At 39.5% G+C, this 12,327-nt stretch carries 9 protein-coding genes; all 9 read left to right on the forward strand.

What is annotated here, in order from left to right; genetic code table 11:
* Window positions 1-2,718: DDE-type integrase/transposase/recombinase (locus tag NDA06_RS19120; RefSeq protein ID WP_348251810.1), on the forward strand; the 2,718-nt coding region annotated here is incomplete at its 5' end.
* Window positions 2,718-3,833, forward strand: a complete 1,116-nt coding sequence (locus NDA06_RS19125; protein WP_190985255.1) for an ATP-binding protein — start codon at window positions 2,718-2,720, stop codon at window positions 3,831-3,833. The genes NDA06_RS19120 and NDA06_RS19125, both read left to right, overlap by 1 nt.
* A gap of 74 nt (window positions 3,834-3,907) precedes the next feature.
* Window positions 3,908-4,819: a TniQ family protein gene (locus NDA06_RS19130; RefSeq protein WP_348251811.1), complete on the forward strand. Its 912-nt coding sequence runs from the start codon at window positions 3,908-3,910 to the stop codon at window positions 4,817-4,819.
* Between the two features lie 149 nt (window positions 4,820-4,968).
* The gene (locus NDA06_RS19135) at window positions 4,969-7,185 is read left to right on the forward strand and encodes a class I SAM-dependent DNA methyltransferase (protein ID WP_190985253.1); all 2,217 of its coding nucleotides are present in this window, start codon (window positions 4,969-4,971) and stop codon (window positions 7,183-7,185) included.
* Complete coding sequence (locus NDA06_RS19140) at window positions 7,185-8,540, forward strand: restriction endonuclease subunit S (RefSeq protein ID WP_190985252.1); 1,356 nt, start codon at window positions 7,185-7,187, stop codon at window positions 8,538-8,540. Before NDA06_RS19135 ends, NDA06_RS19140 begins: the two co-directional genes overlap by 1 nt.
* A 14-nt stretch (window positions 8,541-8,554) precedes the next feature.
* On the forward strand, window positions 8,555-8,782 hold the full coding sequence (locus NDA06_RS19145; RefSeq protein ID WP_190985251.1) for a hypothetical protein: 228 nt from the start codon (window positions 8,555-8,557) through the stop codon (window positions 8,780-8,782).
* Complete coding sequence (locus NDA06_RS19150) at window positions 8,772-8,948, forward strand: hypothetical protein (protein WP_199324026.1); 177 nt, start codon at window positions 8,772-8,774, stop codon at window positions 8,946-8,948. The genes NDA06_RS19145 and NDA06_RS19150 overlap by 11 nt, the downstream gene beginning before the upstream one ends.
* A gap of 20 nt (window positions 8,949-8,968) precedes the next feature.
* Window positions 8,969-9,181 (forward strand): putative toxin-antitoxin system toxin component, PIN family, encoded by a 213-nt coding sequence (locus NDA06_RS19155; RefSeq protein WP_199324025.1) that lies wholly within the window; start codon window positions 8,969-8,971, stop codon window positions 9,179-9,181.
* Window positions 9,182-9,221: 40 nt separating this feature from the next.
* Window positions 9,222-12,251: a type I restriction endonuclease gene (locus NDA06_RS19160; protein ID WP_348251812.1), complete on the forward strand. Its 3,030-nt coding sequence runs from the start codon at window positions 9,222-9,224 to the stop codon at window positions 12,249-12,251.
* Window positions 12,252-12,327 lie beyond the last annotated feature (76 nt).

Consider the following 12,327-nt stretch of genomic DNA (forward strand, 5'->3'; position numbering starts at 1 on the left):
CTGCAACTCTCACAACAACAAAGAGATTGGGTTAACCAGATTCGCACATCTCCTCCCGTCCGTAAGGTCAAAGGGAGTTCAAGAAATGTTCATGGCCCTTACGCTAGTAAAAAAATGGGCAGAACGATTCAATTTGAATCCCACACCGTTGAATTACCTGCGCTCATTCAATTTTATGAAAATGATGACTCAGTTTTAGAATACTGGGATCAACCGATTAAATTCACTATCAAATGCTCACCTCAAGGAAAACAAGCTACTACTATTTCTCATTACCCTGATTTCTTTGTAATGAGAAAGAATCAATGTGGGTTTGAAGAATGGAAAACAGAGAAAAAGCTTAGCAAACTAAGCAAGGAACAGGCTTATCGTTACCAAAACTTGGAAGGAAAATGGGTAGATATCATTGTTCAAGAATATGTAGAAAACTTAGGATATTATTACAGTCTTCGCTCAGATAGTCAAATTGATTGGGTCAAATATCGGAATCAGAAGTATTTACAACCCTACAAGCAAGGATATTTACATCAACAATACATCCTTGATGAACAGGTAGAATTCCATATTAAAGAGATTATCATTAATAATCCGGGTATTAACCTGACAAATCTACTTAAAAAAGCGGAAAATGCCACCATTGACGATATTAATACCTTAATTGCGCTTGAAAAAGTTTATGTCGATTTAAGTGCAATCGCCTTAGTCGAACAAGAGAGAGTACACCTATTCCGTGACCAAGCGACTGCCGAAGCATACATTACTGCTACTCATGATTACAGTGAACCTGTATCTAACAGTGTGCAGATAGTCGATCTCAAAGTGGGTTCATCATTTCTGTTAGATAGAAAAAGCCTGACGATTGACCATATTGGAGAGAGTAAAATAATTCTCAGAGGAGAACAAGGAATTATTCGTTGGACTCATGCAGAATTTCAACAATTAGTTGAGTTAGGGGAAATTACTTGTCTTCAAACAAAAGAACAGAAAACCTTAGATGAGGAGGGATGGCAACAATACTTTAGAGAAGCCAGCCCTAAAGCTTTAGAAATTGCTAATCAGCGATATCAAGCAATTAAACCGCTTTTAGATGGGGAGTCTTATGATTCTCTAGACTGTAATGTACCAGAACGAACCTTACGCCAGTGGAAAGCCAAATATCGCAAAGCGAAGCAAGAATATGGAGTTGGTTTGGTAGGTTTAATTCCTCAATATAAAGGCAATCCCACTCCTCGCTATTCTGATGAAGATTTAGAATTCATTGATAAGGTTATAGAAGAACACTATGAAACCTTTAAACAAAAGAATGCTTGGCAAACTTATCTAATGCTAAGAGATAAATGGGAGGAATCAGGACTCAACTCTCCAATTCCTAGCCATACCTTTTACTATGAAAGATTAAAAAAACGAAACTCTTATCAACAAACTAAAAGAAGGATGGGATCTCGCGCCGCTAATAGTCTTTTGGGGCCTTGGTTGATTAAACCCACCACCCCCCGTCATGGAGATCGCCCTCTTGAAATTGTTCATATTGACCATACTCAGCTTGATGTTCAATGTATATGTCCCTACAGTAAGAAGAACTTAGGCAGACCTTGGGTAACAGGCATGATTGATGCTTACAGTCGCCGGATTTTAGCCTTATATCTAACTTTCGATCATCCGAGTTATCGGTCATGTATGATGGCTATCCGGATCTGCGTGCAACGGTTTGGGCGATTCCCTGAATGGATTGTTGTAGATAACGGAAAAGAGTTTCAATCTACTTATTTTGAAACTTTATTAGCTCGATTTGAAGCTAGTAAAAAACATCGTCCCAAAGATGTTCCGAAATTTAGTTCGATTATTGAACGTTGGTTTGGGTCACAAAATACGGAATTTATCAATAATTTAAGGGGTAATACCCAAATTATGAAGCACGTCCGCCTTGTTAAGAAAGAAAATAATCCAAAAAATCTAGCAATTTGGAATTTAGAAGAATTATACGATTATTTGGCTTTTGGCTATGCTTATGGAGTTTACGATCGGGCAGAACATCCGGCTTTAGAAGGAATGTCTCCTCAACAAGCCTTTGAATTGGGATTAGCTAAAACGGGACATCGCCCTCATCAATATATCAAGTATGATGAGCAATTTAAGATTTTAACTTTGCCCACAAACAATAAGGGAACAGCCAAAGTTATTCCGGGTAAGGGAATAAGGATTAACTATCAAGATTATTGGTCGAATGAATTTTACAGTGTGGAAAACCAATCGGTTCCCGTCCGCTATGATCCCCTTGATTATGGTGTTGCTTATGCCTATGTTAATAATCATTGGGTAAAGTGCTTATCTAATTATTATATGAAGTTTCAAGGTTATTCAGAAAAAGCGGTAGAGATAGCATCAACCGTTTGCAGAAGAAAACAACAAAAATATAACCAGAGCCAATATATAGGGTTTAAAGAGATTGTTGACTTGCTGAATAATGCAGAAGATCATGAAGAAATAATGTTGCAAATCCGTCAAGATCGCTCGGCTAAATTAGTTTATAATTTAATCGAAGGAACTCTTAGTAGCGCTGTTTTAAATTCAGTAGATATTAAACAGCCTTCTGAACCTAAGACTAAAGAGATTGAAGAGGCTATTTTCGATAGGGAAGAAGCTGTTTTACAGCCTAGCCTGTCTAGAGAAATTAACCTTGACAATATTCAACCTTTTGCTGATGAGGAATTATGGTGATGACTAATAATCGTCCGTTTTTTCTAGAAATTCTTCAACAATCGACGGAGAATAAACTTAAATACTTTAAAGATGTGACTGTTCCTCATCGCAATATCAAATTGATTTTAGACCAGCTACTCAAAAATGCGATCGAACCGGATGATGCTTTAGTATATCTGGTGTTTGGAGTAACAGGCGTAGGTAAATCTCGCTTGAAAGCAGAATTTGAGAAACGATTACTTAAACATTTTGAAGATGAAATTATTTCCAATCCTGGGAGTTTAATTGTAGGGGGAATCGAGGTAGATAGCGCTGAAGGAGGGAAGTTTAACTATTCTGATTACTATATTCAGGTGTTGGAGTCTTTAAAAGAAGTTTTGATTGATTATAAGGAAAATTATGGGATTGATTTAGAAAATGATAACGAAGATAATTTAACAGGAGATCATGAAGGAAAGAATGCTAAGGCTTTGCGCCGAACAATGCAAAAAGTTTTTTTACACCGTCAGTTAAAAGCTTATACCCTCGATGAAGCACAGCACTTATTTGATGTGGCAGGGGGAAGACAAATTAATGTTCAGATGAACTGGCTTAAATCAATTGCTAATAAAACTCAAACAGTTCATATTTTATTTGGAACGTATGAGCTATTAAAATGCCAACAAGTGAACGGTCAGGTAGGCAGAAGAAGTGAAGATTATTATTTACCTCCCTATTATCTAAATAAAGTAGAAGACCAAGAAGAATTTTTTAAGATTATTAAGACGTTACAGCAGCATTTTCCTGTGGAAAATGCGCCCCAATTAGAAAAAAATGGGGAATACTTTATGGAATACTCGATAGGATGTGTGGGAATTCTCAAAAGTTGGTGCTATCGCGCCCTCAAAAATGCGTTAGATGATAAAGCCAAAACAGTGAGAATGAAAGATTTTAAAGCGAGGGAGTTATCCGCAGGAAGACGAAATAAGATTAAAGAAGAGTTAGAAGCAGGAGAAAGACTTTTCGCCAGTTTATATAATGATGGAAACCTCAAGAAAACTGAAGCTACTGACAGTTCATCACCCAAGAGAGGTGGAAGGGTTGGGGAGCGTAAGGTAGGTAGGGACTTAGTAGGAATCAATCAAGAAGGATGAGTATTTACTCAGAGCTTTGGAGTCCAAAACCTCTAAAAATCCCCCAACGGAGTCGGTTATTTTCTCTTGAACCTGTGGCGGTGGGAACTCCCTACACAGAAAGTCTGAGTAGCTATCTGAATCGTTTAGCGCAAGAGCATTGTTTAACCTCTCAGAAGCTGATTATGGGAGAAATTGCTCCACTTATCCTTAAAGATGAGGATAAATCTGAGCTATTGGCAAAAAATTTGAGTCACCTATTGGGAAATAGCGATGCTAAACCAGCCATCAACGGAATGCGGGAAATGACGGGAAAGTTGGTAGCTGTATTAGAAGAGTTAACTATGCGTCAGAATTTACGCTTTTTGACTCTTTTAAGCTGCAAAGGGATGATTTATGACCGAGGGTTATTTCGGAATTATCGCGCTTGGTGTCCTTGTTGTTGGGAAGAGTGGAAGCAGGAAAACACAACTATCTATGAACCATTATTATGGTCATTTAAGGATGTAGAAGTTTGTTTAATTCACAAACTGCGATTAAGAGAAGAATGTCCTCATTGTGGTTCGCGTTTACCTGTAATGGCTAGGCTTTCACCTGCGGGATTTTGTTCTCGTTGTTACGAGTGGTTAGGACAGGAAATTAAAGGCGAAGAAGAAATAGAGAAATATCGAGCTAATATTCAAGGAATTAGCGAATTAATTGCACTTACTCCCCAATTAGGATATAAACCTATCCCAATCGAGTTAACCCGAAAATTACAATTAATTTTGTTAGTATTTGAACAAGGAATTGGAAAGGATTTGAAGTTGTTGGGAGATTTGCAAGGAATCATGGAATCGTTGAGGATAGCGTCAACAAGAAATCAAAGTCAACCTTATCATCTGGTGAAGTTAATTATTCCTGTATGTAAGAAGGCAAAAATTAATATAGCCCAGCTATTTTTTTCTAATTATAAGGAGTTGGGTGAAATATTATTCCGTAATTTCAATTTAGAATTCAGGTTATAGGGTTTTTTACACGAGTGAGGTACACAAAGATTCAGTATTATCAAGCTTTCCAGCTTTGAGAATGTACCTCATGTAACCGAGAACCGCTATATAATAATTAACTACTACAAAGACTGCTAGATAAATCAAAGTTTATTACTTAAAATCCTATGGCGACAAATATAGAAAGTTCTAACAATCAAGAGTTAGTTGGTTTTATCTGGAGCATTGCCGACAAACTCCGAGGCCCTTACCGTCCACCCCAGTACCGCCGGGTGATGTTGCCTCTGATTGTGTTGCGTCGTTTGGATGCTGTCTTGGAACCGACTAAGAAAGCTGTCCTTGAGGCGAAGGCAAAATATGAGGCGATGGGTTTAGAGGGGGATGCTTTTGAGAAAGCGATCTCTAAAGTCGCAATTGGCGGTGATCGGCAACAGCCCTTGTATAACCTTAGTGAATTTACGTTTCAGAAATTATTAGAGGATTCTGATGGGCTGGCGGATAATCTCAGAGATTATATCAATAAGTTTTCGCCTCTAGCACGAGATATTTTTGAGAAATTTGAGTTTGATAATGAAATCCAAAAGTTAGATGAAGCTAACCGTCTTTTTGAGGTCATGAAGGCGATTAATAGTCCTGAAGTTGATTTATCTCCTGCGAAACTCTCTAATCTGCGAATGGGCTATCTGTTCGAGGAACTGGTGAGAAAGTTTAACGAGCAGGCGAATGAAGAGGCGGGAGATCACTTTACACCCCGCGAAGTAATTCGACTCATGGTGAATCTGGTTTTCTGTGACGAGCAGGATATTTTTAAACAAGGGATTTACCGGACAGTGTATGACCCCACAGCAGGCACAGGGGGAATGCTCTCAGTGTCGGAGGAATACATTAAAAAGCAAAATCCTGAAGCAAATTTAGGGTTATTTGGGCAAGAGTATAATCCTGAATCCTATGCGATTTGCTGTTCTGATTTACTGATTAAAGATGAACCGATTAACAATCTTGTCTATGGTGACACTTTGGGGATAAAAAACGCAAAAAGTAAAAGTAATAATTTTTTACCCCGTGACGGTCATCCTGATAAACAGTTTCACTATATGTTTGCTAATCCACCTTTTGGTGTGGAATGGAAACCAGAAGAGGATTTTATTAAAGATGAGTATGACAATTTAGGATTTAAGGGACGTTTTGGGGCTGGTATACCTCGAATTAATGATGGTTCGCTGTTGTTTCTGCAACACATGATATCGAAAATGCACGCTTCCCCAGAGGCAGGGGGTGATGGTTCTCGGATTGCTATTGTGTTTAATGGTTCGCCTTTGTTTACAGGGGATGCGGGTAGTGGTGAGAGTAATATTCGCCGTTGGATTATTGAAAATGACTGGCTTGATGCGGTAATTGCTCTACCTGACCAAATGTTTTATAACACGGGGATTTTTACTTATATTTGGCTGGTGACGAATAAGAAAGCAGCGCATCGTCAGGGAAAAGTTCAGCTTGTTGATGGGACGCACCATTTTCTGAAAATGAAAAAGAGTCTCGGTAATAAGCGCAATGAATTATCACCGGAGCATATTGCGGAACTGGTGCGACTGTATGGGAATTTTGAGCAGAATGGTTTAAGTGAGGTGAAATCAGACGGGCAGATAGAAAAGCAGATTTGCTCAAAGATTTTTGATAATCGGGAGTTCGGATTTCTCAAAATTACAGTGGAGCGCCCGTTAAGGTTAAATTTTCAGGCAAGTGAGGAGCGGGTAGCTCGGTTGTCAGAGCAAAAGGCATTTCAGGATTTGGCAACGAGTAAGAAGCGTAAAGATGCTAAGGTGCAACAGTTAGAAATGGAGATGGGTGAAAGTCTCCAAAATCAAATTCTCGATGCTTTACGGAGTCTGGATGGTAATCGCCTGTATATGTCCCGTGCTGAATTTATGCGGGATTTGGAACGGGTGTTAAAGAATGCGGGGCTAAAGTTGAAAGAGCCGGTGATCAAGGCGATTTTAGCAGCGTTGGGTGAGGCTGACCCAGAAGCGGAAATCTGTCGGGATAAGAAGGGGAATCCTGAACCGGATAGTAATTTGCGAGATACGGAAATTGTACCTTTACCGGATGATATTACGTTGCCGTTACCGTTGGGATATGACAAGGATGCAAGCGCAGATGATTTGATTAATTTAGTAAAGGGGCATTGTGAGGAGTATTTGGAGGCGGAGGTATTGCCTCATGTGCCTGATGCTTGGATTGATTTTTCTAAAACGAAGGTGGGGTATGAGATTCCCTTAAATCGTCATTTTTATGTGTATCAGCCGCCCCGTCCTCTGGATGAAATTGAGAATGATATTAAGTTGTTGGAGTCGGAAATTATGGCGATGTTGGGGGAGGTAGTGTAATGGGTAAGTATAAGGGTTATGAAAAGTATAAGGATTCTGGTGTTGAGTGGGTGGTGGAGATTCCTGAACACTGGAAAATTTGCAAACTAAAACGAACAGTAACTATTTTTGGAAGAATTGGATTTCGTGGTTATACAACGCAAGATATTGTTTTGGAGGGTGAAGGTGCAATAACATTAAGTCCATCAAATATTTTAGATGGCAAAATCAATTACACTAATCGAACTTATTTATCATGGGATAAGTATCATGAATCTCCAGAGATACAAGTATTTGATAAAGATATTCTATTTGTAAAAACAGGCTCAACCATTGGAAAAGTGGCAATTGCCGAAAATATGCCAGAACCAATGACCATTAACCCACAATTAGTAGTTTTAAAAGAAATTAATTGTTGTCCAGAGTTTTTAGCATATTTAATGAATGCTGATTTTTATCAATTTCAAGTTATGGGTTTTCGTTTTGGTGGTTCTACTCCAGCGATGACTCAAGAAAGTCTTGGACAAACAAAAGTAATTCTTCTGCCACTGGACGAACAGGAGGCGATCGCTCAATTCCTCGATTATAAAACCAAACAAATAGACGACCTCATCACCAAGAAAGAAACCCTCATTGAAAAACTCGACGAAAAACGCACCGCCCTCATAAGTCATGCTGTCACAAAAGGACTAGATCCAAGCGTCCCGATGAAAGATTCTGGTATTGAGTGGTTAGGTGAAATTCCTGAACATTGGTCAATCAACAAACTTGGACGACTTACAGAGGAAATTAATGATATTAATCATGAAATGCCTGTTGCTGTTGATCAAGGTATTCCATTTCTCTCAGCGAAAGATTTATTAGATGATGGAACTTTAAATTTTGAAAAAGATATTAAGAAAATATCAGAAGAAGATTTTATTAGATTATCGAAAAAAATCTGCCCGAAACGAAATGATATTATTTATTCTAGAATCGGTGCTTGCTTAGGAAAAGCTCGAATTGTTGAAGTTGATATCCAATTTCTTGTCTCCTACTCATGTTGTGTTATTAGACTTCGCCAAGAATTAGCTGACCCCAGATTTTTTAAATATTTTTTAGACTCTGAATTGATATTAAGCGAAGCAAGACTTAGAACTCAAGGCATAGGAGTTCCTGATTTAGGCTTAAAGCAAATTTCAAAATTTACTATAAGTGTTCCTCCTATACTAGAACAGATAGAAATAGCCGAATATTTGAATAGAAAAACGGCTCAAATAAAGCAGCAAAAAAGCAAAGTTGAAAAAGCCATTGAACTATTAAAAGAATATCGCACCTCCCTAATCACCAACGCCGTCACAGGTAAAATAGATGTACGCCAAGTTTCTATCCCCTAACCCCAGAACCCACCATGACTCAAAAAACCTATCGACTCCCTCTAACCTTTGAGCAAATTCTTAATCTTGTCCTACAACTTCCAGGACAAGAACAAGAACAACTCATTCAAGAAATAAAGAAAAACTATCCCAAAAATAAAGATGAAGATTTACTTAGTGTTTTTGACAGAATCGGCAGAAATGCTCAAGCCAAAGGACTAACCGAAGAAATGCTAGAAGAATTACTCGCCGATGAATCATAAAGTAATTGTCATTGACACAAATGTTTTACTTAGCGCTGCCCTAAGTCCAGATGGAACAGCCCGTAAAGCCTTAGATAAAGCCTATAAAGAATTCAAAATTGCTCAAAGCAATGAAACTTATCAAGAATTAAACACACGAATTTACAAACGGATAAATATATCTTAGATAAAGACCGACAAGATTTTTTGGATGTAGTTAAAAAATACAGTCATTTTATAGAAATAAAATCTCAAATAAACACCTGTAGAGATCCAGGCAACAACAAATTTTTAGAAGTTGCTAAAGATTCCAATGTAGAATTCTTAATCACAGGAGATCAAGACCTTTTATCACTCAAGACTTTAGCCGAATATCAAAACCAGATTACTACTCCCAGAGACTTTCTAGCCATTGATTAATTCCACGCTTATATTGGAATATATTTATACTTCATGAAGTATGCACACGGAAGAGAAATTTGAGGACATCATCGAACGGGAACTCCTCCAACTCAGTGGCTACCACCAAGGCAACGCAGACGGCTACGACCAAGAAAGCGCCCTTTTCCCCACGGAAATCATCAACTTCATCCAAACCACCCAGCCCACACAATGGAAACGTCTAGCCAACAACAGCGATGCCCAGAAAATCGTTATAGATAGTCTCACCAAAGAACTCAAAAGCCGAGGAATGCTTGATGTCCTCCGGAATGGATTCAAATGCTATGGTAAAACCCTGCGAGTCGCCTATTTCCAGCCGAACACAGGCATGAACCCCGAAACCTTGGCACTCTACGAAAAAAATCGCCTCACCATCACTCGCCAAGTCACCATCAAAACTGGACGTATTCCCGATATTCTCCTCAGTCTCAACGGCCTACCCATTGCAACTATCGAACTCAAAAACCCCCTTACCGAGCAAACTTACCAAAACGCCATCTACCAATACAGAACCGAGAGAGATCCCAAAGACCCGCTATTTGCATTTAAACAACGGTGCTTAGTCCATTTCGCCGTAGACACCGAAGAAGTTTGGATGACCACCAAACTGGCTGGAGAAAGTACCCATTTCCTACCCTTCAATAAAGGTAATAATCACGGTGCAGGCAACCCAGTGGGAGACAATCAAGAATATCGCACCAGTTACTTTTGGCTAGAAGTCTTACAAAAAGATAGCCTTTTGGACATCTTGGCGCGTTTTCTCCACATCGAAACCAAAGAAACCAAAATTACCACCGCCACTGGCGTTAATTACCAGAAAAAAGAAACCCTCATTTTCCCCCGCTACCATCAACTCGATGTCGTCGGTAAACTCATTGCCCATACCAAACAACACAAAGCCGGACATAATTATTTAATTCAGCATTCGGCAGGATCTGGAAAATCAAACTCTATTGCTTGGTTAGCCCATCGCCTAGCCAACCTCCATGACAACCAAGATGAAAAAATCTTTCATACCGTTGTCGTCATCACAGACCGCACGGTACTGGATCAACAACTGCAAAACACTATCTATCAGTTTGATCATAAAGCCGGAGTTGTCCAGAAAATTGACGAAAATACCCAACAACTGGTCACAGCCCTCAGCGACGGTGTACCCATAATCATTTCCACCGTCCAGAAATTCCCCTTCATTACTAAAGCCATCGAGACTTTAGCGAAAAAAGGTAAAACCATAGACATTACCACCAAAGATAAACGCTTTGCCGTCATCGTTGATGAAGCCCACGGCTCCCAAACCGGAGAAACCGCCACAGAACTCCGCAAAATCCTAAATAAAGATGGTATCGAATCAGCCATTGCCGCCCAACTTCTTGAAGATGATCTTGAGGAAGATGACCTAAGTGATGAAGCCAAAAAACAATTACTAAAAGAACAAATCAGCCGCACTAAACAACCAAACCTCAGCTATTTCGCCTTTACCGCTACCCCCAAGTACAAAACCCAACTCGTATTCGATGAACCCGGAGAGAACGGCGAAGTCCCCTTCCATCTCTACACTATGCGCCAAGCGATTGAAGAAGGCTATATTAAAGACGTTTTGGCAAATTATACCTGCTACGAACGCTATTACGAACTCGTCCGCACCTCCGAAGATAACCCTGACTTACCCCGTCGCCAAGCAGCAAAGCAGATCGCCCGATTCGTTGAACTCCATCCCCACAATATCGCCCAAAAAGTAGAAGTCATCATTGAACATTTCCGTAATCATACCCTTCACAAAATTGGGGGTAGAGCCAAAGCAATGGTTGTCACCAGTTCCCGTGAACACGCCATTAAATACAAACTCGCCTTCGATAAATACATTAAAGAAAAAGGCTATAGCGATATTAAATCCCTCGTTGCCTTTTCTGGTTCTATTACCCTTGATGAGTTCCCCGGAGAAACATTTACTGAAGTCAACATGAATGGCGGCATCAAAACTTCAGAAATTCCTGATAAATTTGCCAGCGATGCCTATCAAGTGCTTCTTGTCGCCAACAAATTCCAAACCGGATTTGATCAACCATTTCTCCATACTATGTTTGTTGATAAACGACTCGATGGAGTCCAAGCCGTCCAGACCCTATCTCGCCTCAACCGTACCACCACAGGTAAAGAAGATACTTTCGTTTTAGATTTTGTCAATAAACCCGAAGACATCTACAAAGCTTTTAAACCCTACTACGAAGAAACACCCGTTGGAGAAACCGCAGATCCACAGCAATTAAATGACCTGTCTTACCAGCTTTATGAATGGCAACTATTTAGTCAAGACGATGTAAACCAGTGGTGTGAAATTTGGTTTCGCCCAAAAACCTCTCTCACCGGAAACGAACACAAAAAATTAAATACATTACTAGACCCAATTATTGAAAATTATAAAGCCTTCCAAGACCCAGAGAAAGAACAATTTAGAAGCCAACTTACCAGCTTCCGCAATCTCTACCTATTCCTTGCCCAGATTATCCCTTACCAAGATTCAGAACTCGAAAAGCTTTATGCCTATGGACGTTTCCTACTAAAAAAATTACCCCGTAGTCCCCAATCTCCAACAATTGATTTATCTGGGGATATAGAAATAAAATTTTATCGCTTGGAAAAAATCAGCGAGGGGAAAATTGATTTAACCGAAGGTAAAGCAGAACCATTACGAGGTGCTACCGCCGTCGGAACTCGCCAGCCAGATAAAGAAGTCCCCTTATCCCAGCTAATTGACACCCTTAACGGACGTTTTGGTACTAACTTTACTCCAGCCGACCAACTCTTTTTCGAGCAAATCACTGAAACGGCTATCGCTAATGAATCCATCAAACAAGCGGCTCAAGTCAATACAAAAGAAAACTTTGCCCCAGTTCTAGACAAGCATCTGGAAAATCTCTTTATCGAACGCATGGACGGTAACCAAGAAATCTTTATGCAAGTGATGAATAACGAAGAACTTAAAACAATTGTTTTTGAAAATCTACTGTCTAGTATTTATGAAAAAATTATACAGAAAAATTCATAATTAACCTTGTATCAGGGGCAGAGTGCGGGGGAGTTTTTGATGCCGCCTGAGCTGGGTTAGTTGATGGCGGAAATTA

This window comes from Trichocoleus sp. ST-U1 (assembly GCF_039961835.1).
In the GTDB taxonomy this organism is placed as follows: domain Bacteria; phylum Cyanobacteriota; class Cyanobacteriia; order Cyanobacteriales; family FACHB-T130; genus FACHB-T130.

Excerpts from the sequence above, each read along its gene's own strand:
- NDA06_RS19150 (WP_199324026.1), top strand. The coding sequence starts at position 8,772 with ATGAATCATAAAGTAATTGTCATTGACACAAATGTTTTACTTAGCGCT.
- NDA06_RS19160 (WP_348251812.1), top strand. The coding sequence starts at position 9,222 with ATGCACACGGAAGAGAAATTTGAGGACATCATCGAACGGGAACTCCTC.
- NDA06_RS19140 (WP_190985252.1), top strand. The coding sequence starts at position 7,185 with ATGGGTAAGTATAAGGGTTATGAAAAGTATAAGGATTCTGGTGTTGAG.
- NDA06_RS19135 (WP_190985253.1), top strand. The coding sequence starts at position 4,969 with ATGGCGACAAATATAGAAAGTTCTAACAATCAAGAGTTAGTTGGTTTT.
- NDA06_RS19145 (WP_190985251.1), top strand. The coding sequence starts at position 8,555 with ATGACTCAAAAAACCTATCGACTCCCTCTAACCTTTGAGCAAATTCTT.
- NDA06_RS19125 (WP_190985255.1), top strand. The coding sequence starts at position 2,718 with ATGACTAATAATCGTCCGTTTTTTCTAGAAATTCTTCAACAATCGACG.